Source organism: Streptomyces sp. NPDC000229 (genome assembly GCF_040300825.1).
Classification (GTDB): Bacteria; Actinomycetota; Actinomycetes; order Streptomycetales; family Streptomycetaceae; genus Streptomyces.
In genome coordinates this window covers 64064-88646 of record NZ_JBEPEL010000006.1, presented here as the reverse complement: position 1 = coordinate 88646, position 24583 = coordinate 64064, and the positions used below count along the sequence as shown (strand labels likewise).

The 24583-nt window shown below is 73.4% G+C and carries 21 protein-coding genes and 1 pseudogene; 13 read left to right on the top strand and 9 right to left on the bottom strand.

Going from position 1 to position 24583, the window contains the following annotated elements:
- Nucleotides 1-12 precede the first annotated feature (12 nt).
- The 3 genes and pseudogenes from ABT360_RS05765 to ABT360_RS05755 form a co-directional block, all read left to right on the top strand.
- Complete coding sequence (locus ABT360_RS05765) at nt 13-1125, top strand: glycosyltransferase family 4 protein (protein WP_351811441.1); 1113 nt, start codon at nt 13-15, stop codon at nt 1123-1125.
- A complete protein-coding gene (locus tag ABT360_RS05760) occupies nt 1122-1991 on the top strand; it encodes a class I SAM-dependent methyltransferase (RefSeq protein ID WP_351811217.1) in 870 nt (289 codons plus the stop codon). Before ABT360_RS05765 ends, ABT360_RS05760 begins: the two co-directional genes overlap by 4 nt.
- 29 nt (nt 1992-2020) lie before the next feature.
- Nucleotides 2021-2812: pseudogene (locus ABT360_RS05755) on the top strand (lysylphosphatidylglycerol synthase transmembrane domain-containing protein); the annotation flags it as partial.
- Between the two features lie 36 nt (nt 2813-2848).
- Here ABT360_RS05755 and ABT360_RS05750 read toward each other — a convergent pair.
- Both ABT360_RS05750 and ABT360_RS05745 read right to left on the bottom strand, forming a co-directional pair.
- Entirely contained in the window at nt 2849-3628 is a 780-nt protein-coding gene (locus ABT360_RS05750; protein WP_351811438.1) for a RibD family protein, read from the bottom strand.
- 107 nt (nt 3629-3735) lie between these two features.
- Nucleotides 3736-4461 carry a creatininase family protein gene (locus tag ABT360_RS05745; protein ID WP_351811434.1) on the bottom strand — a complete coding sequence of 242 codons (726 nt, stop codon included), beginning with the start codon at nt 4459-4461 and terminating at the stop codon, nt 3736-3738.
- A 103-nt stretch (nt 4462-4564) separates the two neighbouring features.
- Between ABT360_RS05745 and ribA the strand changes: the two genes are divergently transcribed.
- The 5 genes from ribA to ABT360_RS05720 all read left to right on the top strand — a co-directional run bounded on the left by ribA (nt 4565) and on the right by ABT360_RS05720 (nt 10805).
- A complete protein-coding gene (ribA, locus tag ABT360_RS05740) occupies nt 4565-5227 on the top strand; it encodes a GTP cyclohydrolase II (RefSeq protein WP_351811214.1) in 663 nt (220 codons plus the stop codon).
- Nucleotides 5228-5905: 678 nt separating this feature from the next.
- Entirely contained in the window at nt 5906-6154 is a 249-nt protein-coding gene (locus tag ABT360_RS05735; RefSeq protein WP_351811211.1) for a hypothetical protein, read from the top strand.
- 88 nt (nt 6155-6242) lie between these two features.
- Complete coding sequence (locus tag ABT360_RS05730; RefSeq protein ID WP_351811208.1) at nt 6243-7796, top strand: DUF4331 domain-containing protein; 1554 nt, start codon at nt 6243-6245, stop codon at nt 7794-7796.
- Nucleotides 7797-7890: 94 nt separating this feature from the next.
- Nucleotides 7891-9264 (top strand): tetratricopeptide repeat protein, encoded by a 1374-nt coding sequence (locus tag ABT360_RS05725; RefSeq protein ID WP_351811205.1) that lies wholly within the window; start codon nt 7891-7893, stop codon nt 9262-9264.
- Nucleotides 9261-10805: an urease accessory protein UreH domain-containing protein gene (locus ABT360_RS05720; RefSeq protein WP_351811203.1), complete on the top strand. Its 1545-nt coding sequence runs from the start codon at nt 9261-9263 to the stop codon at nt 10803-10805. Before ABT360_RS05725 ends, ABT360_RS05720 begins: the two co-directional genes overlap by 4 nt.
- Here ABT360_RS05720 and ABT360_RS05715 read toward each other — a convergent pair.
- The 3 genes from ABT360_RS05715 to ABT360_RS05705 form a co-directional block, all read right to left on the bottom strand.
- On the bottom strand, nt 10789-13242 hold the full coding sequence (locus tag ABT360_RS05715; RefSeq protein ID WP_351811200.1) for a SpoIIE family protein phosphatase: 2454 nt from the start codon (nt 13240-13242) through the stop codon (nt 10789-10791). The genes ABT360_RS05720 and ABT360_RS05715 overlap by 17 nt on opposite strands.
- Before the next feature lie 2 nt (nt 13243-13244).
- The gene (locus tag ABT360_RS05710; RefSeq protein ID WP_351811197.1) at nt 13245-15374 is read right to left on the bottom strand and encodes a SpoIIE family protein phosphatase; all 2130 of its coding nucleotides are present in this window, start codon (nt 15372-15374) and stop codon (nt 13245-13247) included.
- A gap of 74 nt (nt 15375-15448) precedes the next feature.
- Nucleotides 15449-16672 (bottom strand): MFS transporter, encoded by a 1224-nt coding sequence (locus ABT360_RS05705; protein ID WP_351811195.1) that lies wholly within the window; start codon nt 16670-16672, stop codon nt 15449-15451.
- 81 nt (nt 16673-16753) lie between these two features.
- On the opposite strand from ABT360_RS05705, the gene ABT360_RS05700 reads away from it, so the two are divergent.
- A complete protein-coding gene (locus ABT360_RS05700) occupies nt 16754-17557 on the top strand; it encodes an alpha/beta fold hydrolase (RefSeq protein ID WP_351811192.1) in 804 nt (267 codons plus the stop codon).
- Nucleotides 17558-17951: 394 nt separating this feature from the next.
- Nucleotides 17952-18230 carry a transglycosylase family protein gene (locus ABT360_RS05695; protein ID WP_351811432.1) on the top strand — a complete coding sequence of 93 codons (279 nt, stop codon included), beginning with the start codon at nt 17952-17954 and terminating at the stop codon, nt 18228-18230.
- 33 nt (nt 18231-18263) lie between these two features.
- Here the strand turns inward: ABT360_RS05695 and ABT360_RS05690 are convergent, their stop codons facing one another.
- From ABT360_RS05690 to ABT360_RS05680, 3 genes are all read right to left on the bottom strand, one after another.
- A complete protein-coding gene (locus tag ABT360_RS05690; RefSeq protein ID WP_351811189.1) occupies nt 18264-19181 on the bottom strand; it encodes a phosphatase domain-containing protein in 918 nt (305 codons plus the stop codon).
- A gap of 3 nt (nt 19182-19184) precedes the next feature.
- Nucleotides 19185-20393: an RNA ligase gene (locus ABT360_RS05685; RefSeq protein WP_351811186.1), complete on the bottom strand. Its 1209-nt coding sequence runs from the start codon at nt 20391-20393 to the stop codon at nt 19185-19187.
- A 146-nt stretch (nt 20394-20539) separates the two neighbouring features.
- Entirely contained in the window at nt 20540-21304 is a 765-nt protein-coding gene (locus ABT360_RS05680; protein WP_351811183.1) for a LysR family substrate-binding domain-containing protein, read from the bottom strand.
- 57 nt (nt 21305-21361) lie between these two features.
- Here ABT360_RS05680 and ABT360_RS05675 point away from each other — a divergent pair, with 57 nt between their 5' ends.
- Both ABT360_RS05675 and ABT360_RS05670 read left to right on the top strand, forming a co-directional pair.
- The gene (locus tag ABT360_RS05675) at nt 21362-21766 is read left to right on the top strand and encodes a DUF5997 family protein (protein WP_351811180.1); all 405 of its coding nucleotides are present in this window, start codon (nt 21362-21364) and stop codon (nt 21764-21766) included.
- A gap of 112 nt (nt 21767-21878) precedes the next feature.
- The gene (locus tag ABT360_RS05670) at nt 21879-22367 is read left to right on the top strand and encodes a CBS domain-containing protein (RefSeq protein ID WP_351811177.1); all 489 of its coding nucleotides are present in this window, start codon (nt 21879-21881) and stop codon (nt 22365-22367) included.
- Between the two features lie 183 nt (nt 22368-22550).
- On the opposite strand, the gene ABT360_RS05665 is transcribed toward ABT360_RS05670, so the two are convergent.
- Entirely contained in the window at nt 22551-23405 is an 855-nt protein-coding gene (locus tag ABT360_RS05665) for a UbiA family prenyltransferase (RefSeq protein WP_351811174.1), read from the bottom strand.
- A 104-nt stretch (nt 23406-23509) separates the two neighbouring features.
- Here ABT360_RS05665 and ABT360_RS05660 point away from each other — a divergent pair, with 104 nt between their 5' ends.
- Complete coding sequence (locus ABT360_RS05660) at nt 23510-24574, top strand: type III polyketide synthase (protein WP_351811171.1); 1065 nt, start codon at nt 23510-23512, stop codon at nt 24572-24574.
- Nucleotides 24575-24583 lie beyond the last annotated feature (9 nt).

The window sequence follows — 24583 nt, the reverse complement described above, 5'->3', positions numbered from 1 at the left end:
GTGCGGGTGGTGATGCCCGGTGGCGTCGACGACCCGGCTGCGCCGAGCGGTGGCAATGTCTACGACCGCAGGGTGTGCCGGGACCTGCCCGCCGTCGGCTGGCAGGTCCACGAGCACCCGGTCGAAGGCTCCTGGCCACGGCCCTCCGCGGCCGAGCGCGCCGGTCTGGGCCGGCTGCTCGAGGAGTCGGCGGACGGCAGCCTGGTCCTCCTCGACGGGCTCGTCGCCTGCGCCGTACCCGAGGTGGTCGTCCCCGAGGCCGGCCGGCTGCGTCTGGCGGTGCTGGTGCACCTGCCGCTCGGTGACGAGACGGGGCTCGTCCCGGAGACGGCCGCGGTGCTGGACGCCGCCGAGCGCCGGACGCTGCGCGCGGTGTCGGCGGTCGTCGCCACCAGCGGGTGGGCGGCGGGCAGGCTCGTGGACCACCACGGGCTCGACCCCGGCCGGGTCCATGTCGCCGCGCCGGGGGCCGACATCGGGCCGCTGGCGCCGGGCAGCGCGACCGCCTCCGGCACCTCGCGGGACGTCTCCCGGGGCACCGGCGGCGACCCGCGGCTGCTGTGCGTGGCTTCGGTGACCCCGCGCAAGGGGCAGTACGAGCTGGTGGAGGCGCTGGCGACGGTCACCGACCTGCCGTGGAGCTGCGTCTTCGTGGGCGGGCTGGGCCAGGCCCCCGAGTACGTCGACCGGCTGCGGAAGCTGATCGAGCAGTGCGGTCTCGACGACCGCGTGCACCTCGCGGGTCCCCGCGGCGGACCGGAGCTCAACGCCAGTTACGCCGGCGCCGACCTGCTGGTGCTCGCCTCGCACGCCGAGACGTACGGCATGGCCGTGACGGAGGCGCTGGCGCGCGGGGTTCCCGTACTGGCGACAGCCGTCGGCGGGCTGCCGGAGGCGGTGGGGCGCGCGCCGGACGGCAGCGTGCCGGGTGCCCTCGTGCCGCCGGGCGATCCGGCGGCGCTCGCCGGGGCCCTGCGGCGGTGGCTGAGCGAGCCCGGCGAACGCCATCGCGCGAAGGTCGCCGCACGACGGCGGCGTACCGCGCTGGCCGGCTGGGAGACGACCACCCGGAGCCTGGCCAGGGCACTGGAGCAGCTCCGGCAGGAACCGCGGGAGGCCGTGTGAGTGTGACCGAGAGACCTCGTTACGCCCCGGAGTGGCTGGCGCTGCGGGAGGCCGCTGACGCGGCTGCCCGGGCGCGTGAACTCCTGGACCCGCTGCGGCAGTACCTGGAGGAGGGCCGGTCACGGCAGGCGGCCGTGCCGGTGATCCGGGACCTGGGCTGTGGGACGGGTTCCATGGGGCGGTGGCTCGCCCCGCAGCTGGGCGGTCCGCAGCACTGGGTGCTGCACGACCACGACGCCGGTCTGCTGCACCTGGCCGCCGAGCGGCTGCCGCGCACGGGTGGTGACGGCGGCCGGGTCACGGTCGCGACCAGGCAGGGGGACATCGGGCGGCTCACCGCGGCCGAGCTGTCCGGCACCGCTCTGGTGACGGCGTCGGCGCTGTTGGACGTGCTCACGCGTGAGGAGGTGGACCGGCTGGCCGCGGCCTGCGCGGGGGCCGGGTGCCCGGCGCTGCTGGCGCTGTCCGTGGTGGGGCGGGTCGAACTGGCCCCGTCCGATCCGCTGGACGGTGCGATCGGCGGTGCGTTCAACGACCACCAGCGCCGCCTCGACCAGGGCCGCCGGCTCCTGGGGCCCGACGCTGTCGGGGCGGCCCGGGAGATCTTCGCACGCCATGGCATGAGGGTGCTGGTGCGCTCCAGCCCGTGGCGCCTGGGGCCCGCCGAGTCCGCGCTGACGGCCGAGTGGCTGCGGGGCTGGGTCGGTGCGGCCCGCGAGCAGCGGCCGGATCTCGCGCCGCGTGCCACCGCGTACCTGAGGCGGCGGCTGGAGGCCTGCGAGGCGGGTGCGTTGCGGGTGGTGGTGCACCACAGCGACGTCCTGGCCCTGCCGGCGCACGCGGGTGGCGCGGGTGGCGCCGCGTGATCGCTCGCGCGGTGCGGGGCCGCCTCGGCATGGTGGCGGGGGCGGCCGTCCTCGGGGCGGTGGTGTGGTGTCACGGTGGCGGCGCTGTCCTGGACGGGCTGCGGGGCGTCCACGGCTCCACCCTCGTGGCCGCCCTGGGCCTGGGTGTGTTCACCACGGTGCTGAGCGCGTGGCGTTGGTGCCTGGTGGCGCGTGCTCTGGGCGTCCGGCTGCCGCTGGACCGTGCCGTCGCCGCCTACTACCGGTCCCTGTTCCTGAACGCGGCGCTGCCCGGCGGGGTCGTCGGCGACGTGCACCGCGCGGTGCGGCACGGGCGGAGCTCCGGTGATGTCGGCCTGGGCGTACGGGCGGTGGTCCTGGAACGGGTGGCGGGGCAGGTGGTCCTGGCCGGGGTCGGTGTGGTGCTGCTGTTCACGCACCGCTCGCCGGTCGCGGCCGAGGTGGACGAGGCCGCCACGGGGCTGCTTGCGGGCTCCGCCGTGGTCGTGTGCGCGCTGGCCGCGGCGGCCGTGAGACTCCGCCGCCGCAAGCCCACCGGGCCGGTCGGGGCCGTGCCCGCCGGGGCGCGCCTCGGGCCGTTGGCCCCGGCGGGCACGGCCGGAGCAGTGGCCGGCGTGCTGGTGTCGTCCGTGGCGGTGCTCGCGGGATATCTCGCCACGTTCCTCCTCGCCGCCCGCGCCGCCGGTTCGACGGCGCCGGCGGGCGAGTTGCTGCCGCTGATGGTGCTGGCGCTGCTGGCGATGGCCCTGCCGCTGAACGTCGGCGGGTGGGGGCCTCGGGAGGGTGTCACCGCCTGGTCCTTCGGTGCGGCGGGGCTCGGTGCGGCCCAGGGACTGACGGTGTCCGTGGTGTACGGGCTACTGTGCCTCGTCGCGAGCCTGCCCGGTGCCGGTGTGCTCCTGGTCCAGTGGTTCGCCGGGATGCGGCGGCGTGCGCAGGTCGAGTTCGAAGAGGGTGTCCTCGCCGAGGACGGTGCGCCGCGTCGGTGGGCGGAGCGCGTCGCGCATCAGGTCCGGGCCGGGGAAGGCGAGTCCGGGGACGCCGTCGCCGAGCAGGACCGGCGCCACGGTGACGTACAGCCGGTGCAGGGCGCCCTCCTGGAGGAAGCGCGACACGGTGACGCCGCCGCCCTCGACCAGTACGCGGCCCAGGCCGCGGCGTGCGAGCTCCCGCACCAGGTTGCGCGGGGCGAACGCCGCGCGGTCGGGCAGGGTCAGTACGTCGACGCCGTCCGGCCGGCGGGCGGGCGCCCCGTGCTCGTCGGCGGCGGCCACGACCCACAGGGTGGGCGCCTGACTGTCGGTGAACACCTGGTGCCGCAGTGGTACGCGGCCGTGCGGATCGAGGACGACGCGCACCGGGTGGTCCCCGGGACAGGCGCGCACGGTGAGCCGGGGGTCGTCCGCGACAGCGGTGCCGGCCCCGACGACCACCGCGTCGGCGAGGGCACGCAGCCGGTGCAGATGCTCGCGGTCCTCCTCTCCGGTGACGTAGTCGGCGTCGCCGGTACGGCTGGCGATGAACCCGTCCAGGCTCTGGCCCAGTTGCGCGAAGGTGACGTGCGGGCCGGCCAGGCACAGCGGCAGGTAGCGGTCGGCCAGGTCGTCCGCCTCGGGGGAGCCGTCCCGCCACCGCATCCGGCCGTCCGTACCGCGTACCAGACCGGCGGCTTCGGCGTCCGCCAGTGACCGGATGCGGCGCAGCCGCTCCCAGGCTCCGACCGCGTCGACGGAGTGGACGCGGGTCACCGTACGCCCTGCCGGGTGGCGGGAGCCAGAAGTGAGAGGTACTCACCGAAGGAATCGACCAGAGCGGCCAGCAATTCCCTCCCCTTCTCGGCGGACGCCCTGGAGGGGCGTCCGATCACGCCGGATTGCGTATAGGCGCGCATACCGAGGGAGAGCAAATGCTTCCGGTCGTCGGCGACCCAGTCCGAGGTCGCATAACCGGGCCGGACCAGTTCCGGGTGGTCATGCAGCAGAATGGATGTCTCCACCTCCCCCGCATGCATATCGCTGTGCGGCGGTGTCAGCACTCCGGCCCTTTCCCTGGCCGCGTCCCAATCGGCAGGGCCGGGAAACAGAGCCATTCGCGTGCCGGTACCGGCGGACTCCTGCACCACATTGCGCAGCACATAGTTTCCGCCGTGCCCATTGATCAGGACAAGGTTTTCGATGCCGGACCGGCGGAGCGACTCGGCGATGTCCCGTACGACGGCATAAAGGGTCACGGCGGAAATACTGACGGTGCCCGGCCAGTCGGCGTGCTCCTGCGAGCAGGAGATCGTCACTGGTGGGAGCAGGTGCACGGGGTGCACGGCGGCGATCTCACGCGCGATCGCGCAGGCTATGACGGTGTCGGTCATCAAGGGCAGAAACGGGCCATGCTGCTCGAAACTCCCTATGGGAAGGACCGCGACATCGGCGCGACCGTCCCCCACATCCCCTGTTGTCGTCTCCAGCGGCAGCATACCCAATGCCGGCATCCGCGGTTGCGGCATGTTCATCGTCCCCGCCCCTTTTCAGTCGTCAGTTTCCCGCCCACTGCGGGAGGTTACCCGATACGATCGGGCCATGATAGATACCGATGACGTGCTCCGTGACACCACTCGCCGAACGGGCGTCGAGCATGTGGTGAATGTGCAGTTGTCCACCGAGTTCGGCGATTTCCGTGCCGCCGGCTATCTGGACCACGACCGGGGCCAGGAACAAATAGCGTTGGTCCACGGTGATATCGAGGGCGACGACGTCCTCACCCGCCTCCATTCCGAATGCCTCACCGGGGATGCCTTCCGGTCCCGGCACTGCGAGTGCGGAGAGCAGCTCTCGGCAGCGCTGCACGCCATCGCGACCGAGGGCCGGGGCGTTCTCGTCTACCTCCTGGGCCACGAGGGCCGCGGCATCGGTCTGCTGGCGAAGCTGCGCGCGATGCAACTCCAGTCGGAGGGCCTGGACACGGTCGAGGCGAATCTCGCGCTGGGCTTCCCGGACGACGCCCGCGACTACGGGGCTGCGGCGGGGATCCTGCGCGACCTCGGGGTGCGCTCCGTACGGCTGCTGTCCAACAACCCGCGCAAGCATGACGCCTTGCGGCGACACGGCATCACCATCAGCGACCAGGTGCCACTGCTGATACCGCCGCGCGAAGAGAACCTCTTCTACCAGTGGACCAAGCGGGAGCGCCTCGGCCACCACCTCCCCCACCTGGGCCTGGAGCGCACGGCCGACCCCTGCTGAACGGTGGAATGAGACAAGCTCGCTCGCGCTGCGTATTGCCTGACGACGAATGCAACACCGCGGTCCCGGTCACCCCGGATCGCACGGAAGGCATGTACCCCGCCGAGGAGCACCGCCGTGCACGTTGATGACGCTGACGACAGCGAACCCCTGCGACCTCCGGGTGCGGAACCCGGCTCCGCTCGGTCGATCATGGAGTCGTTCCAGCGGGTGCTGGCCGACCTGGACGCCGCACGCGCCGAACTCCGCGGCACCGGCCCGCTCACCGGCCACCCACCGCACGTAACGGTGGAGCCGTTGTGGGCGCGCGACACAACGCACCCGGACGTCGCCCCGCCGCCCGAGCCGCCGCGTACCACCCCGTGGCGGGACCCCGCCCCGTGGCAGGACACTCCCACCGGACGACATACCGCCACGGGCCCGGCCACCGCCACGGGTCCCGGCCCGGACAGGGGTCCCAGCCCGGGCGCGGGGCCGAGCACCGGCACGGGTGGGAGCACCGAATACGCAGGCCCGGGCGCAACGACGCCGTGGCCGGATGAAGAAGCTCCTCAGGCGCCACCGCCCACCGCCTCCTCGTGGCGGGATCCCCGGAGCGGCAGGCGGCCACGCCTCGTCGTCAGGCGGGGACGCCTGGCGGGAGTGTGCGGGGTCGGCGCGGTCGGCGGTCTGCTCGTGATGTCCTCGATGCTGGCCAACGGCAACCTCGCGCCCGGCGGTTCCGCCCCCTCCCGACAGCCGGTCCGGCCGCCGTACCAGGACGTCGACGGCTCACAGGACGACGCCGGCCTGGAAGGGCGCGAGGCTCCGAGGCGGACGTACCGGATCCCGCAACTCCACCCGGGCGGCGGGCCGACAGGGCACTACGACATCGAGGTCCAGGCCGTCGCTGCCCGGTTCCAGGATCCGCCGGCCCGGCCCCGATGACGCCCACGCCGAACACAACGGCCGCTGCGCACGTACTGGTCCAGCAAGCAAGCCGGAACGGACGCGAGACTGATGAAGGACGGACGAGATGACCGTAACCTCAACCACCGGAAGCGGACGCACGTGGCGGGGCAGGAGCGTCGCCCTGCTCGCCTGCGGTGCGCTGGCCGCCGGGGGGCTGGCGGCCGCCGGCGCGGGTGTGCTCCAGCCGGAGACGGCGAATGCCTCCAGCCACCGGGAGGCCCCCCTGATATCCGGGCAGCCACAGTTCGACACCACTGATGTGTACGCCTTCGTCAGCCCCGACCATCCCGACACGACGACCCTGGTGGCCAACTGGCTGCCGTTCCAGGAGCCGGCGGGCGGCCCCAACTTCTACACGTTCGCCACCGACGCCCGCTACGACATCCATATCGACAGCGACGGGGACGCCCAGGACGACCTGGTGTACCGGTTCACCTTCGCCGACCACCGCAAGAACGAGAACACCTTCCTCTACAACACCGGTGCCGTGGAGAGCCTGGACGACCCGGACCTCAACTTCACGCAGACGTACGACATCGAGCTGCTGCGCCTCGAGCACGGGAAGGTCGCCTCGCACCACGAGTTGGCGAAGGACCTGCCGGTCGCACCGTCGAACGTCGGCAAGGCGTCGATGCCCGACTACCAGAAGCTGCGCGACCAGGCGGTGCGGAAGGTCCCCGGCGGGCTCAAGGCGTTCGCCGGCCAGGCCGACGACCCGTTCTTCCTCGACCTGCGGGTCTTCGACCTCCTGTACGGCGGTGATCTGTCGGAGGTCGGGAACGACACGCTCAAGGGCTACAACGTCAACACCATCGCCCTCCAGGTGCCGAGTTCGTACCTCCGGGAGTCCGAGAAGCAGCCGGTCGTCGGTGTCTACGCGACGACCGAGCGCCAGAACGCCGAGGGCGACTGGACGCGTGTGTCACGGCTCGGCATGCCGCTGGTCAACGAGGTCGTCAACCCGGTGAAGGACAAGGACAAGTTCAACGCCTCCTCGCCCGAGAACGACGGGGACTTCCTGAAGAACGTCACCGAACCCGAGCTGCCGAAGCTCATCGAGGGCATCTACAAGATCAAGGCCCCGGCGGAGCCGCGCAACGACCTCGTCTCGGTGTTCCTGACCGGGGTCAAGGACCTCAACGAGCAGCCGGGCGGCAAGCCCTCGGAGATGCTGCGCCTCAACACCTCCATCAAGCCGGTGGCCGAGCCCAAGCGGCTGGGGGTGCTGGACGGCGACAACGCGGGCTTCCCCAACGGGCGGCGGCTGACGGACGACGTGCTGGACATCGCGCTCCAGGTCGTCGAGGGCGAACTCGTCGGCGCGAAGAACGACTTGGGTGACGCCGTCGATGCCAACGACAAGGAGTTCGGCCGCACCTTCCCGTACGTCGCGCTGCCCACGGCCGGTTCCGACACCAAGGCGGCGGAGGCGGCCACCAAGGCGGACGCCACGGGGCTGACGGGTGGGGTCTCCTCGCTCACCTCGTCGTGGGACGACAACACGGTGATGCTCGTCTCGGCCGCGTCGGGTGCCGTGTGCGTCCTGCTCGTCGGCGTCGGCAGGGCGATGTGGTCACGCTCCCGCCGTCAGGCCGAACGCGGCTCCTGGCTCGGCTGACACCGACGGCCCCCCCATGACGGCCCGGCAGCGTTCCTTCCCCCCACGGCGCTGCCGGGCCACCCCATCCAGAAGACCCAGGAAGGCACAACGGATGCTCGCAAGGAAGCCGCAGTTCGCCCGATGGGACGGGCGGCCGGGGCGGTGGCGGATCGCGGTGGTCGTGGCGGTGGCCCTCGGGCTCACCGCCGGCTCGGTGGCGTCCGGCGCCGACGGCGGCACCGCCCCACGGCAGACGGCGCCCGCGCTCGCGGCGGTCGTGCCCGTGGAGCGTCTGGCGGCCGGCGACCTGGCACAGGGCATCGCGACCCTGCAGCAGCACCTCAAGGACCAGCCCCGCGACGCCACCGGGTGGGCGACGCTGGGCGCGGCGTACGTCGAACAGGCCCGGACCAGCGGCGATCCGGCCCGCTACCCCCAGGCGGAGAAGGCGTTCGGGCGTTCGCTGGAGCTGCGCCCCGCCGACGGGAACGACGCGGCTCTCGCCGGGCAGGCCGCGCTGGCGGCGGCACGCCACGACTTCGACGCGGCGCTCAGCCGGGCGGACCGGGCCCTGCGGGTGAACCCGTACAGCGAGCGTGCCCTGTCCACCCGGGTCGACGCCCTCGTCGAACTCGGCCGCTACGACGAGGCCCTGAGCGCGGTGCGGCTCGCCGACCGCCGACGCCCCGGCATCCCGGTCTTCACGCGGTACGCGTACGTCCTGGAGCTGCGCGGTGACGTCCGCGGCGCGCGCCGGGTGCTGCTGCGGGCCCAGGACTCCGCGTTCACCACCGCCGATGTGGCGTACGTCGCCACCACACTGGGCCAACTGGAATGGAACCAAGGCAGGTTCAGCCAGTCCCTGGCACATTTCGCGACCGCGCTGCGTGCGGAGCCCGGTCATGTGCCGGCCCTGGAGGGGCGAGGACGTGCGTACGCCGCTGCGGGCGACATGAAACGCGCGGTGAGTGATCTCGAAGAGGTGGTACGGCGCCATCCGTCGCCGGGCCGGCTCGCCACACTCGGTGAGTTGTACGAGGCGCTCGGCCGGCGCGACCGGGCGAGGGAGCAGTACGCACTCGTCCGGACGTGGACCCGGCTGGCCCGGGCGAACGGCGTCGCCACCGACCTGGAGTCCGCCCTGATCGAAGCCGACCACGGTGACGCGGCCGGGGCGTTGACGGCGGCGCGTGCCGAATGGACCCGGCGCCACAGCGTCCACACCGCGGACGCCCTCGCCTGGGCGCTGCACAAGAACGGCAGGCACGCGGAGGCGCTGACGTACGCGAAGAAGGCCGCGGCCTTCTCCCCCGGCTGTCGCAACGCCTCGTTCCTCTTCCACCGCGGCATGATCGAGCACGCCCTCGGCGACGATGCCGCCGCTCGCCGCGATCTGCGGGCCGCGCTCGATCTGAACCCCGGCTTCTCGGCCACCGGTGCCCGTGAGGCGAAGGCCGCCCTGTCCGGACGGCTGGGGGCGTCATGAGCCGCCGCACGGCCGCGGGGGCTCTCGCCGCGCTGGTGACGGGAGCGGCCCTCGCGCTGCTCCCCGCGCAGGCGGCGCACGCGCACCCCTTGGGCAATTTCACCGTCAGCCAGTACGACGGTCTCGTCGTCTCTCCGGGGAAACTGACGGTGGACCATGTGGAGGATCTGGCGGAGATCCCGGCCTCCCAGGAACGCGGGCGTATCGACGCGGACGGGGACGACCGGCTGGCGCCGGGTGAGCTGTCGGCGTGGGCCCGGGCGCGGTGTGACACGGCGGCGAAGGACGCCCGGCTCGTGGTCGGCGGCGGGAGCGCGGGTGGGATGACGGCGGGGAGCGCGAAGGCCGAAGTGCGGCCGGGTCAGGCGGGGTTGGAGACCCTGCGTGTGACGTGCGCGCTGACGGTGCCGCTGCCGAGTGAGGAGGGCGTACGCCTCGGCTACCGACCGGCGGCCGTGGCGGCCGGGCCGGGGTGGCGGGAGATCACCGCGCGGGGCGACCGGATGACGCTCTCCGAGGCGGACGTGCCCGGCGACTCGGTGTCCCGGCGGCTCACCTCCTACCCCGACGATCTGCTCTCCTCACCGCCCGACTCCCGGACGGCCGCCTTCGTCGTGCGTTCCGGCGGGCCGGCACTGGCCGGGCCGGAGAGGGCCACGGAGGGCTCCCCGGCGTCGGGCGTACTGCCGAGGGGCGCGGACCGCTGGGCGGAGGCGCTGACCGGCCTGGTGGCCCGGCACGAACTCACCGCGGGCTTCGCGGTGCTGGCGCTCGGCGCGTCCCTGCTGCTGGGCTCCCTGCACGCGCTGGCCCCGGGCCACGGCAAGACCATGATGGCCGCCGCCGCGGCGGCGGGAGGGCGCAGTTCCCTTCGCGACATGCTGACGCTCGGGGCCTCGGTGACCCTCACCCACACCCTGGGCGTCTTCGCCCTGGGGGCCCTGATCACCGCGGGGTCGGCGGCGGCACCCTCGGTGGTGTCCTGGCTGGGCATCGCGAGCGGCACCCTGGTGGCGGTGGCGGGCGGGCTGCTGCTCCGCAGGGCATGGCGCCGACGCCATCACGCCCACGGGCACGGACACGACCACGGGCACAGCCACGGCCACGGGCACGGGCACTCGCCCGGCCACGACCACGACCACGACCACGACCACGGACATGCGCACCACCATCACGGACATGCCCACTCCCACCTGCCTCCCGCTCCCGGCCTGCGCGGTGTGGTGCTCATGGGCCTGGCCGGGGGGCTGGTGCCGAGTCCGTCCGCCGTCGTCGTGCTGATCGGGGCGGCCGCCCTCGGTCAGGCGTGGTTCGGGTTCCTGCTGGTCCTGGCGTACGGAGCCGGAGTGGCGCTCACCCTCGCGGCGGCCGGGTTCGCCGTGGTGCGGTTGCGGGAGACGACGAGGCGGAGGCTGGTGCGGCGGCCGCGGGGCCGGGTCGTGTCGCTGGCGCACCGGATGGCGCCGCTCGGCACGGCCGCGGTCGTCCTGGCGCTGGGGTGCGGACTGGTGCTCAGGGGGGCGGCTACGGCGCTGGCGTGATGACGGGCAGCGCCTGTTCGGTCCAGATGGTCTTGCCCTCGCGGGTGTAGCGGGTCCCCCACCGCTCGGTCAGCTGGGCCACCAGGAAGAGCCCGCGGCCGCCCTCGTCGGTGCTGCGGGCGCGGCGGAGGTGTGGCGAGGTGTTGCTGGTGTCCGACACCTCGCAGATGAGGTGGCGGTCCCGGATGAGCCGCAGGGTGATCGGCCCGCCGCCGTACCGGAAGGCATTGGTGACCAGCTCGCTGACGACCAGTTCGGTGGTGAAGAGCATGTCCTCCAGCCCCCACTCGGCCAGCCGGGACGCCGCCAGGGTCCGGGCGCGGGCGGCGGCGGTCGCCTCCACGGGCAGTTCCCAGGTGGCCACCTTCTCCTCCGCCAGGACGCGGGTACGGGCGACGAGCAGGGCGACGTCGTCGGTGGGGTGGTCGTACAGCAGCGCGTCGCGCACCGCCCCGCAGGTCTCCTCGAGCGTGCCGGCCGGGCCGGTCAGCGCCACGCACAGATCGGCCACGCGCTCGTCGACGTCCCGCTCGTCGGCGCCCCGGTCGCCGGCCTGGACGAGGCCGTCGGTGTAGAGGGCGAGGAGGCTGCCTTCGGCGAGGTGCAGTTCGACGGACTCGTACGGCAGGCCGCCCAGCCCCAGGGGCGGACCGGCGGGGAGGTCGAGGAGGCCCGCCCGTCCGTCGGGGGCGAGGACCACGGGTGGCGGGTGACCGGCGCGGGCGAAGGCGCAGTGGCGGGACACCGGGTCGTACACCGCGTACAGGCAGGTGGCGCCGACGACCTGGCGGGAGAGGTCGTCGCTCGGCTCCTGTTCGGCGGCCAGGCGGTCCACCAGGTCGTCGAGGTGGGAGAGCACCTCGTCGGGGGTGAGGTCGAGGTTGGCGAGGGTGTGGACGGCGGTACGCAGTCGGCCCATGGTGGCCGCGGCGTGGATGCCGTGGCCCACCACGTCGCCGACGACCAGGGCGACGCGGAGGCCGGAGAGCGGGATGACGTCGAACCAGTCGCCGCCCACGCCGGCCGTGGCGTCGGCCGGCAGGTAGAGGTGGGCGACGTCGACCGCCGGGTGCCGGGGCACCACGTGCGGGAGGAGGCTGTGCTGAAGGGTGAGCGCCGCTTCGTGCTGCTGGGTGTAGCGGCGTGCGTTGTCGATGCAGACGGCGGCGCGGGAGGCGAACTCCTCGGCGAGGGTGACGTCGTCCTCCTCGAACGGTTCGAGTCGCCGGGACCGCCACAGGCTGAGCAGGCCGAGTACGAGGCCCCGGGCGACCAGCGGCACGACCAGCAGCGAGTGGACGCCCGGGCCGAGGGCGTGCCGGGCCGGCTCCGGTTCCATGGACAACCACGCGGCAGGGTCCTGCTGCCCGGTGTCGAGGATCGGTTTGCGCTCGGCGAGGCAGCGGGCCTGGACCGTGCCCGGTGGGACGTCCATCGTGCGACCCACCGGGTGCATCAGCTCGGCCGCGTCGGGCGGGACGGTGCGGACCGCCGCCCGGCGCAGGGGTCCGGCCATGTCCTGGAGGGGCTCCTCGCCTCGGGTCACCGGTTCCAGCAGGTCCACGGACACCCGGTCGGCGAGGCCGGGGACGGCCACCTCGGCGAGTTCCCGCGCCGTCTCGGTGACGTCCAGCGTGGTGCCGATACGGGCGCTGGCCTCGTTGAGCAGGGCGAGCCGACGGCGGGCGCGGAAGCGGTCCGTCACGTCCTCGACGGTCTGCGTCACCCCGAGGATCCGCCCGGAGGGGTCCTGGAGCCGGAACGCCGACACCGAGACGACCAGCTCGCGTTCGGGGTCCCGCCGCAGTACGCAGGGCTGCTCGGTGAAGATCGAGGACCGGCCGGTGTCCAGCACCTCCCGCAGTTGGCGCTCCCCCGTGTCGGTGTCGCGCTGGATCAGGAAGTCGCTGAGGCGCAGTCCGCGGTGCCGCTCGACCGGCATGCCGCTGAACTTCGCGATCGCCCGGTTCACCCGGAGGATGGTCAGGTCGGGGGCGTGGACGGACAGGCCGATCGGTGAGCGGCTGAACAGTCCGTCCAGGACCGACCGGTCCGTCTCCCACTGGATCACTTCCTCCGCGGGGGCGCCGACGAGGAACCACTCGCGGTGGGCGCCGTCCCTGACGATGGAGCGCGCCCGGCACCCGATCTCGACCCGCCGGCCGTCGCGGTGCCGGACGGGGACGACCCCGAACCAGCCCTGGCCGTCCACGCAGGCGGCGACGGCGTCCAGGACGACGTCCTCGTCCCGGGGGTCGACCAGGAAGGCGGCCGCCTGCCGCCCCAGTGCCTCCCCGGCCGCGTACCCGAGCAGCGCCTCGGCCCGTTCGCTCCAGCCGACGACCGTGCCGCGGTCGTCCAGCACCGCCGAGGCCGAGCGCCGCACGGCGAACGGGTCTTCGGGCCCCTCACTGAACGTCGTGACCGGTGTGTCCATCACTACCACTCTTGCACCTTACGTTGCGGAATGTGCAGGTGATGGTGGTCGGCACGGTTCATCGGCCAATCCGTGGGGCGCAGCGCCCTGGCCAGGAGCACCGCCACGTCGTCCTGCGACGCCGAGGGCAGCAGCCGGCCGAGGATGCGGTCGCAGATCTCGTCCAGCGGGCGGTCGAGGTGGAACAGCGACCGGGCGAGCTGCTCCATGCCCTGGTCGAGGTCCCGGTCGCGAGCCTCGATGAGGCCGTCGGTGTAGAGCACGAGCAGACTGCCGGGGCCCAGCGGCACGCGCTCGGTCCGGAAGTCCCGTACACCCGTGCCCAGGGGCGTACCGGGGGGACCGTCGAGGAAGGAGATGGTCCCCCGGTCGTCGGCCACGGCCGGGGGCGGATGGCCCGCGCGGGCGATCACACAGTCCCCGGTGGCCGGGTCGTGGATGGCGTAGACGCAGGTCGCCATCTCGTTCTCGCCGAGGTCGGCCACGGCGGCGTCCAGGGAGACCAGCATCCGGGCCGGTGGGACGTCGTGGCGTGCCAGTGTGCGTACCGCGGTGCGCAGTTGCCCCATGACGGCCGCCGCGTGGATCCCGTGCCCCATGACGTCCCCGATGACAAGCCCGGTTCTGCCGCGCGGCAGGGCGATGGCGTCGAACCAGTCCCCGCCGACCTGGTGGTCGCTGGTGGGGAGGTAGCGTCCGGTGAGTTCCAGGCCGGTGACGTCCGGCAGGGCGTTGTCGGTCAGGCTGCGCTGGAGGGTGAGGGCGGCCTCTCGCTGCCCGGTGTACATGAGCGCGTTGTCGATGTTGAGCGCCGCTCGGGCGACCAGTTCGTCGATCAGTACGCAGTCCTGTTCGTCGAACGGTTCACGGCTGCGCGTACGCGTCACGACCACGGCGCCGAGCACCTTGCCGCGGGCGACCAGGGGGACCAGGCGCGCGGAGCCGAGGCGGGTGCTGAGGTAGGTGCGCAGTCGCCCGGCGCGCGGATCGCTGACCAGCGCGGGGATGTCGGTCTGGTAGAGGTTGAGGGGGCGCCCGTCGGCGATGACCCGCTCGTACACCGAGCCGAGCGGGAGCTGGTAGGTCAGGCCGACGGCCAGCTCCTCGGCGGGCGCGGAGGGGTCGGTGAACGCGATCGCCACACGGCGCACCACACCCCGCGTCGACGCGGTGGCCTCGTCGGGGTCGAGGACCTTTTCGCGCAGGTGCACGTCGGCGGAGTCGGCCAGCCGGGGCACGAGCAGCTGCACCACCTCTTCGGCGGTCTGCCGCAGGTCCAGGGTGGTGCCGATCCGGGTGCCGGCCTCGGCGAGCAGGGCGAAACGCCGGCGCGCCCGCTCGGCCTCCACCTGCGCCTGCTGCCCGTCGGTGATGTCGATCAGGGAAGCGACCAGACCGAGGCGCCGGCCGGCGTTGTCGAGCAGCGGCGCGTAGGAGCAGGACCAGGTCCGTTCCTGTCCGGGGTCGGCCGGGGTGCGGCCGGTGCGGCGGACGTCGACCACCGCCTCGCCGTGCTCCAGGACCTGTCGCATCACCGTCTCCAGGGCCGCGGCGTTGATCCCGGGGGCGACTTCGGCGAGGCGTTTGCCGAGGTGGTCGTGGGCGGGGACGCCGTTCATCCGGGCGAGCGCCTCATTGACCCGGAGGAAACGCAGGTCGGGGCCGAGCAGGGCGAGGCCGATGGGTGACTGGCTGAACAGCCCTTCCAGGGCGGCGAGCGAATCGCGCATGTGCAGGACGGCGGAGGTCTGCACGGCGATGGCCAGGACGCCCGTACGGCCCTGCCGGTCGGCGGCCGGGCAGATCCACATCTCCATCTGCACGAAGTGCCCGTCGCGGTGCCTGACCGGGAGAGTGGCGACCACGGCCTCGCCCGAGAGGACCCGCCGGGCGAGCTGCTCGGCCAGCTCCCAGTTGGTCTCGGGGACCAGCGCCTGCTTGGCGTGCCTGCCGAGGATCTCCTCCGGTGTGTGGCCCAGCACGTCCTGGGCGGCGAGCGACCACTCGACGAGGCGGCCGTCCGCGTCGGCCCTCCACAGCGCGATCGGGAGCAGGTCGCGGAGCACTCCGGCGTATCCCACCGCGGTCAGGGGCTGATCCGGTGCACCACTGGTCGACTCGTGCGTGTCCAACGCGATGACCTCACCGCCGGGGCGGAACGCCGGCTCATGGACTCAAACACTGAGAAATCATCTTATCCGAGGCATTAATGGCCGCGCGCCGCGGCGGGGTGCCGTACCAGGTGAAGCGCGGTGGCGGCGACGAGGAGGGTCACACAGGCGGTGAACGTCAGCCCGGCGCGCTCCAGGCCCAGCCACATCGTCAGGGCGCCCACGCCGACGACCGGCAGGGAGATCCCCGTGTAGGCGACGACGAAGAACGAGGAGACGGTGGCCGCCCGGTGCGCGGGAGGCGCCGCGTCACCGACGGCGGTCAGCGCGGCACGGAAGGCGAGGCCCTGGCCCAGCCCGCCGCAGACCGCGCCGGCCACCAGCAGCGGCAACGCCTCGGCCCAGAGGGACGCGCCGACGAGGAGGAGCCCGGCCACCAGCACCAGGCAGCCGAGCGGCAGAGCGGTCCGCACGGCCAGCCGGCCCGTCAGCGACTGGCCCACGGTCGAGGCGAGGAAGACCGAGAAGACCACGAGCCCCGAGACGGCCAGGTTGCCGATCCCGAGGGTGTGGGAGACGAAGCTCGGCGCCACGGCGGTGAACAGCCCGAGGAGCGAGAACCCGGCGAAGGCGGCGAGGGACGAGGGCGCGAAGACGCCACGCACCTGTGCGGGTACGTACAGTCCCTGAGGTCTCGGCCGGGCCTTCGGCCGCGGGTACGGGACGGTCTCCGGCAGCAGCAGGACGACGACGCAGGCGACGGCCACCAGCGCGAGGTGGGCCAGGAACGGCAGGGACAACGGCAGCGGGGCGTACTCGGCGAGCAGCCCCGACAGCAGGGGGCCGCAGCCCAGGCCGCCCATGTTCGCCGCTGTCGCGACGAAGCCCGCGCGGGACTTGTCCTCCGGCGCCGCCAGCTCCAGCACGGTGACCGTGCCCGCCCCGCTCAGCAGCCCGGCCGAGAAACCCGACAGCACCCGGCCGGCGAAAAGGGCGGGCAGGCCGCCTTCGAGGAGGAAGCACACCGCGCTCGCCGCGGCGAAGCCCAGGGCGCACAGCAGCACCGGGCGCCGCCCCGCCCGGTCGGAGTGGTTTCCCACCAGCAGGAGGGTGAGGATGACACCCACGGCGTAGCTGGCGAAGACGACCGTCACCATCAGCTCGAAGAACCCCAGCTCCTGGCGGTACAGCCCGTAGAGCGGGGTGGGGAGCGTCGTACCCGCCATGCCGATGGCGAACACCGTCCCCGCCGCCAGGTAGCCCCGGCGGCTCTCGCGGCGGGGGCGGCTGCGCCGGGGGTCGGGGGGTGTGCGGGTCATAGCGAGCACACTATGGAAAAGGCCGATCATTCTCGCAGGCCATCACACACGAAACGCCACGATGGGCTCGGAGGACGGCCAGTGGGAGAGCACACGGTCAAGGAAGGCACCTTCCGCCATCGCGGGGCCGAACTGTTCTACGAGGACGTCGGCCGGGGCCCTCTCGCGGTGTACGCGCACGGCGGTTTCACCGGCCGGGCCGCGGAGGACCGGATGGGCCTGTTCGACTGGGCGCCGGTCGTGGACGCGGGGCGGCGACTGGTCCGGTACGACGTCCGCGGCCACGGCCGGTCCACGGGCGACCCGGTGGACGGCGACTACACCTATCCCTCCCTCGCGGACGACCTGCTGGCCCTGCTGGACCACCTGGACGCCGGCGGGCCGGTCGACGCCATGGGCGCGTCCATGGGGTGCGGGACGGTGCTGCATGCCGCCGTCCGGGCACCGGAACACTTCTCCCGGCTGGTCCTCCTCCTCCCGCCCACCGCCTGGACGACGCGGGAGGCGTACGCGCGGCACAACCGGGAATCCGCGGACACGATCGAGCGGGAAGGGGCGGACGCCTGGCGCGCCGCCCGGACGCGCCGGCCCCGCCCCGCGGTCGTGGCCGATGTCCCCGACGTCCCGCCGACACCCGACGGGCGGGTGCTGCCGTCCGTCCTGCGGGGCCTGGCGCGGTCCGATCTGCCTCCCCCGGAGGCGCTCACCCGGCTGCGGCTGCCGAGCCTGGTCCTGGCCTGGGCGGACGACCCCGGCCACCCGCTGTCCACCGCGGAAACGGCGGCTCGGCTGTTGCACGCGGACCTTCATGTGTCCCGGAGCCGTGCGGACGTCCGGACCTGGGGAGAACGCATCGCGGAGTACCTTTCCGGTTCCCGGCCCTGACCGAGCGCCACCCCGGGAAGACCCGGCGGCCGTACCCTGCTCGCGGCACGACACCCCGTACGGCTCGCGCGCGATCCCCCGCAGAGGCGAGTGGATCCGGTCGGGCCGTGAAGTCCACCGCCCCGCCCCGCCTGCGCCGCCCTCCCTGGGCCATGGCTGGTCAGTCCGCCTGGTGGCCGGGTCCCTGGTCCCGGCGGGGCCTCGTCGCCGGACGGCGCGGGGCCGCGAACCCGATGGGCCCAACACCGCGTGCCGCGGATGGCGCACGACCTTACGGTCGTAGTCACTCAGCCGACGGAGCAGAAGGAACCTGATGCATTGTCACCGGATCAGCGGCAGCGGGAACATCATCGGCAGGCTCGTCACGACGGCGCTGTGCGCATCGGCCCTCCTGATGCTCGGCGCTCCCGCCTCCGAGGCCGCCGCGCCCCGTCCTGGCGGACGTGTGGACTGGGACGCCATCGCCAAGTGCGAGTCCAACGGCGACTGGGACGCCAATACGGGCAACGGGCATTACGGCGGGCTGCAGTTCAAGCAGTCCAGCTGGGTGGCCGCGGGCGGCCTGAAGTACGCGCCGCGCGCCGACCTGGCCACCAAGGCCGAGCAGATCGCCACGGCCCGGAGGCTCGCCGCGATGCAGGGCATGGGCGCCTGGGCATGCGCCCGGCGCTGAGCAGCACCGGAGCGCACACCTCGGCGTATCCGCTCAGAACGCGCCGTAGTTGACCTGCCACGTCGGCAGGCCCATGCGGCGCCAGACGGCGACCACGCGGTCGCGGTCGTCCAGGGAGACCCGTACCGCGAAGCGGTGGCGGACGTGCCGGTCGAAGAGCTCGGCCTTCACGACGTCGTCGCGCCGCTGGTCACCCGCGGCCCGCATCCACAGCTCGTCGTACGGCACTCGGTGGCGCCGCAGCCACTCCTCCGTCTTCTCGCGGTGCTCCTCGCCCCGCCCGGAGAGCAGCACGATGACGTCGTCGTCGGCGCGCCGGAAGGAGTCGAGGGCCTGCCGCACCGAGACGTTGAGCAGGTCCTCGTCGCACCGGGTGAAGTCGTACGGACCGCGGTCCCCCCTCAGCGCCAGGGTGCCGTCGATGTCGCACATGACCGCGGACGGCAGCGCCGGGTCGGCGGCGTACGGCTCCACCGGCGGCTGGTCGTTCAGCCAGGCGTCGGTGAGCTGCCACCCTCCCTTCCTGGCCTTGAGGTGCTTGTCGGCCAGGATCCGGATGATGTCCTCTCCGACGGAGCGTTCCCGCTCGCCGTCACGCCGTATGCACTCCTCCACCGGGACCCCGGTGAAGTCGTGCACGACGAAGGTGGCCAGGCCGTGCACGGCGGCCTTGAGCCGCTTGGGGATGTGCGGCGTCAGATGGGTGTTGTCCACGACGACGTCGAAGCCGTCGTCGACGGCCGCCCGGACCGCCGCGTCCTGGATCGCAAGGACCGTCTGCTCGTGCGCGTACGAGTTCCGCTCTCCTTCGGGGGACGGGATGTCGAGCATCGTGCGCAGGTCGTCGAGGTTGACCCGGCGCATCCGGCCGCAGGACTCCGCCTGCAGTCTGCGTGCCTCGGTCGTCTTCCCCGATGCGGGCAGGCCCGTCATGACATGTACTACGGGCACCGGTCAGTTCTCCTCGTCGTTCTTGAAGGGGTCGGACGCCGCCGGCCGTACGGAACGGTAGGTGGCGAGTTCCGTCGGACGTCCGTCCAGGCGCAGGAACATGGCGGGGCGGACGGCCGCGTCGGACAGGGCCTTCACCGCGCGGGCGAAGGCGGCGCGGTCGCCGCCGAGCGGGGCGAGGGTCCCGTACGCGTCGTCGATGGCACGCTCCCGGTCCGCCACGTCCTTCTCGATCCGGGCGATCACCTCGCGCACCCAGGCGTCGAACTCGTCCGGCACCTGCTCCAGCAGGGCGTCGAGCGGACGGCCACCGGACGCGGTGATGTCGGCCTCCGAGCAGCCCAGCACCTGGCCCACCTGCTTGGCGGGCAGATGGGAAAAGCGCTGGACACCATGGCTGCGCCAGATGTCCCGCTCGGTGACGCCCGTCAGCACCTTGTGGAGGCGTACGTACTCCGACAGTTTGGCCTTCGCCCGTATCCCCGACGCGAAGCGCAGGACGAAACCCTCCGCGTCCGTCCCGGTGGCGGTCCGGCCGCCGGGCAGGGTGTTCGACTCGGTCAGCGCCACCAGCTCGGCGAGCGGCATGGGCGGGCGGACCGTGACCACGGAACCGATGGGCTCCCAGGCGGGGGCGGCGTCGGCCAGGGGTATCTCCGTGCCGTCCTTGGCGAAGGCGGCGAGCAGCACCAGGTCCCGGCGGTCGCCGTAGTCCACGACGATGCGGTTCTCGGGGTAGAGGATCTCCGCCAGGTAGGTCACCCCCGGGGTGAGGGCCGAGGTGTCCTTCCCGTCGAGCCGGCGCTGCGCCCAGGTGGCCTGCGTGCTGATGAACGACCCCTTGGACGCGACCCGCCACCGGCCCGCGTAGTGGAAGACCACGGCGAGGCTGCCGTCGACCTTGTCGTACACCTCGAACGGCTCGTCGGGCAGCGCGGGGGCGTACGGCTGACCGGCCTCGTGCTCGCCGACGTTGAAGAACTTCGGCAGGGGCAGCGCGACGACCTCGCCGGTGGTGTCGTCGGCGACGAGTCCGCGGCAGCGGACGGTGACGCGGTTCCAGTTCCGCTCGTACTGGCACGCCCGTGTGTACGTGTAGATGGACAGCGGCAGTTCGGGGTGTGCCTTGCGGGTGACGTGCCCGGCGTCGAGCGCCGTCGCCAGTTCCTGCGGCGGCAGCAGCTGATGGAGAGTCAGGTATGCCTGGCTCATGTGTTCCTCCCGTTCGAGATGCCGCATTCTCGCCTCCGGGAGGCCGTGGAAGACAGCGAATATGCGGTACATCGGCGCGGATGCACCATGGGCATGACAGCGCGTGCCCCATCGGACGGGCACGCGGGACGTCAGGGGCCGTGGGGCTACGACCGGCGGCGGGGTTTGCCGCGCTTGCCGGCCTTGGCCGCGCCGGAGCCGCTCCGGGGGCTCTTGCCGGCCGGTTTGCCGGCCGTGGGCTTCCGCCGGGCGGCGGCTGCGCCCTTGTCGGGCCGCTTGTCCTTCGGCTGGGCCGGGGTCTGCGGGCCCCGAGTGCTGTTGACGGTCCGCCCGCGGACGATCCCGATGAAGTGCTCCACCAGGTCGGTCGTCTCCTCCTCCGGCCAGGACAGCGCGACGCGCGACTGGGGGGCGTCCGTCAGCGGCCGGTACGTGAGGTCCTTGCGGTGGTGCAGCCGGGCGAGCGACTGGGGGACGACGAGCAGCCCGATCCCCGCCGCGACCAGCTCGATGGCGTCCGCCGTCGTGGCGGGGCGCTCCAGCGCGGGCAGTCCCGGCGGGCGCTCCCACCCGAGGGTGTCGTCGAGGGGGTGCAGGACGACCTCGTCGGCGAGGTCCTCGGCGGACACCTCGTCGACGGCGGCCACGAGGTGGTCCTTGGGGATCACGACCACCGTGGTCTCGGTGTAGAGGGGGATCGCGCTGAGGTCCGTCCGGTCGATCGGCAACCGCACCAGACCCGCGTCGGCGTCGCCGGCCCGCAGCATGCCGGCCGCTTCGGCGGCGGGCACCTGCACAAGGGTCAGCGGGACGCCGGGCAGCCGCTCGTTCCAGATCCGCACCCACTTGGTCGGCGTCACACCCGGGACGTAGGCGAGCCGGAACGAAGGGGATACATCCGAGCCTGTCACCCCGCCAGGTTACCGGTCGTGGTCGGAGGTCGTGCACACGCTCGATACCCTTGACACATGAAGTCGCACCAGACCACCCAGACCATGAAGCCCGCCACGGCGGCGAAGAAGCTGGGTGTGTACCTCGAGGCCACCCCCGCCGAGTTCCAGGAGGGTGTCGTCTCCCGCGCAGAACTCGACGCGCTCCAGGCCGATCCGCCCGAGTGGCTGCGTGAACTGCGCCGCAGCGGCCCGCACCCCCGCCCGGTGGTCGCGGCCAAGCTGGGCGTCTCCATCTCCGGTCTCGCGCGGGGCGGCATCACCGAGCCGCTGACCACCGAGCAGATCGAGGAGCTGAAGGCCGAGAGCCCCGAGTGGCTGGTGCGGGAGCGCGCGATCCAGGCCGAGGTCCGGAAGGAAGCGGTCCGGATCAAGGAGAAGAAGGCGGAGGGCGCCGAGCAGCCGCGCACGCCGCGCGCCTGACGCCGCCGCCCCGGGAGGCCCGCGGACCGACGGCTCCGACAGGCGGGGTCCGGCCGCCGGGCCTAGGTTGGAGTCGTGGAGGTGTCCCGTCCCGGCGGCGAGGTGGGCCATTATGCGTGCCTACGATCTGGCTGAGCCCTATCCGTACGTCACGACCGACGACGACGCCCTGGAGGCCGCCCGGCTGCTGGCGGAGAACTCCCTGCCGGCCCTGCTGGTGTTGGACGCGGACGGGCTGCCGCACGCCATCGTGCCCGGCTCGCAGCTCCTGCGGCAGCTGGTACCCGCCTACGCGGTCGACGACCCGCTCCTCGCCTCCTCCGCCGGGGACCGGATCGATACGGAGATCGCCGAGCGGCTGGCGGGGCTCACGGTCGCCGAGTGGGTGCCGCGGCGGCTGTTCCCGCCCCCGTACGTCGGGCCGGACGCCACCCCGATGGAGGTCGCGGCGCTGATGACCCGTACGCACAGCCCGCTGGTCGCGGTGGTGGAACGCGACGGAGGCGGCCGGGTGCAGCTCCTGGGCACCGTGACCGCCGCCCGCCTCATCAGGTATTTCCTCGTCCGGCTCGGGCAGAAGGGGCCCGCCGGCGGGCCGTAGGGCGCCTCGCCGGGACCGGCTTGGGGGCCCGGGGCCCCAGCGGGGGGCCTGCTCTCACCCGACGGGTACCAGCGCCGGTGGTCACGTCGTCGTGTCCGCCGGAGCCGGGGCACACGCCCCGCCGCCTGCCGCGGGCGGCCACCCCCGCGGCACCGCCGCCCGTCGATCCGGCCGCCCGGTCGGTCAGGTGATCGCGGCGCCCTGCCACACCAGCACGGCCACATCGACGCCCGCCACGGCGATCGCCGCGATGAACGGCAGCTGGGCCCGGCGGCGGCCGGCGACGGTGGCGCCCACGGCCAGGGCCACCGCCACGGCCACGGCGGCCGGGCCCACGACGCCGTCCCCGGCGGGCCCGCCGAAGACCAGGACCGCGGAGGCCGCCACCAGCGGAACCGGCAGCAACAGCCGTACCCGTGCCGGTCCGAGGCGTTGCGGCCAGCCGCGTACCCCGACGGCGAGATCCGACGGGATGTCCGGAAGGACATTGCCCAGGTGCGCCCCCACGCCGAGCAGCGCCCCGGAGACGACGACCCACCAGTCCGGCCGGGGACTGCCCGGCAGGCTCAGCGCGACGAACGCGGGCAGGGCGGCGAAGCCGACCGCGTACGGCAGCCAGGACAGCGTCGTCGCCTTCACTCCCAGGTTGTAGGCCCACGCCGCGCCGACACCGGCGAGGTGGACCCCGCCCGCGAGCGGACCGCAGGCGAGCGACAGCGGCACGGCGAGCCCCAGCGCCACGCCGGCCGCGCTCCAGACGGTCGTCGCGCGGACGGCTCCGGCCACCACCGGTTTGCCGTACCGCCCGGTGGCCCGGTCACGGGCGGCGTCGACGGCGTCGTTGCACCAGCCGACCGACAGCTGGCCCGCCAGCACCGCTGCGGCGACCAGCAGGCAGCCGCGCCCGTCGTGCCCGGCCGCCGCCGCCAGTACCGTCACCAGCACGGTGACGGCCGCGGTCGGGCCGGGGTGACAGGCCATCAGTAGGCCGCCGGCGGCACCGGTGCGTGCCGAGGCGGTCCGGTCGGTGACGTCCACGGCCCGAGCGTAGGTGCCCACGGCGCCGGGCGGGCGAACATGCGGTACGGCGACACGGCGTGAGGGCACACATGGGGGACCGATGTCCCCGACCAGGAGCGCTGATGACCCGGATCGCCGCCGTTCACGGAGCCCTGCCTCCGCACCGGCACAGCCAGCGGGACCTCGCCGACATGGCGGCCCGGCACTGCCTGCCGGCCGGGGCCGACCGGCGCGCACTCGACCGGCTGCACGACGCCACCGGGGTGCGCTCGCGCCATACGGTGCTCCCGCTGGACCGGTACGGCGAGCTGGACGGCTTCGGCGCGGCCAACGACGCGTTCATCACCGGTGCCGTGGAGCTGGGCGCGGAGGCGGTCGCCGGGGCGCTGCGCGAGGCGGGTCTGTCGCCGCGGGACGTGGACCTGCTGATATTCACCTCGGTGACCGGCATCGCGGCGCCGTCCGTGGACGCCCTGCTCGTCGGGCGGCTCGGGCTGCGGCCGGACGTCAGACGGCTGCCGCTCTTCGGCCTGGGCTGTGTGGCCGGTGCGGCGGGGATCTCCCGGCTGCACGACTATCTGCTGGGCCGGCCGGACGACGTCGCCGTGCTGCTCTCGGTCGAGTTGTGCTCACTGACCCTTCAGCGGGCCGACCCCTCGCCGTCCCAGCTGATCGCGACCGCGCTGTTCGGCGACGGTGCCGCGGCCGTCGTGGGTCTGGGGTCCCGACGGCACACGGCGGCGGCCGGAGGCGACGGACCGACCGTGGTGGCCGGCCGCAGCCGGCTCTACCCGGACACCGAGCGGCTGCTGGGCTGGGACATCACCGGTTCGGGCTTCCGCGTCGTCCTCGATCCGGCCGTGCCGGACGTGGTGCGCAAGAACCTCGCCGACGACGTCGACGCCTTCCTGGCCGACCACGGGCTGGGCCGCGGCGATGTGACCGCGTGGGTGAGCCACGCCGGCGGACCGAAGGTCCTCGACGCGGTGGCGGAGGCGCTCGATCTGCCGGACGGTGCCCTCGCTGTGAGCCGGCGGTCGCTCGCGGCGGTCGGCAACCTGTCGTCGGCGTCCGTGCTGCACGTCCTTCGCGACACCCTGGCGGCGGCGCCGCCGCCCGGCACCCCGGGGCTGCTGCTCGCCATGGGGCCGGGTTTCTGCACCGAACTGGTCCTGCTGCGCTGGTGAGGAACGGGA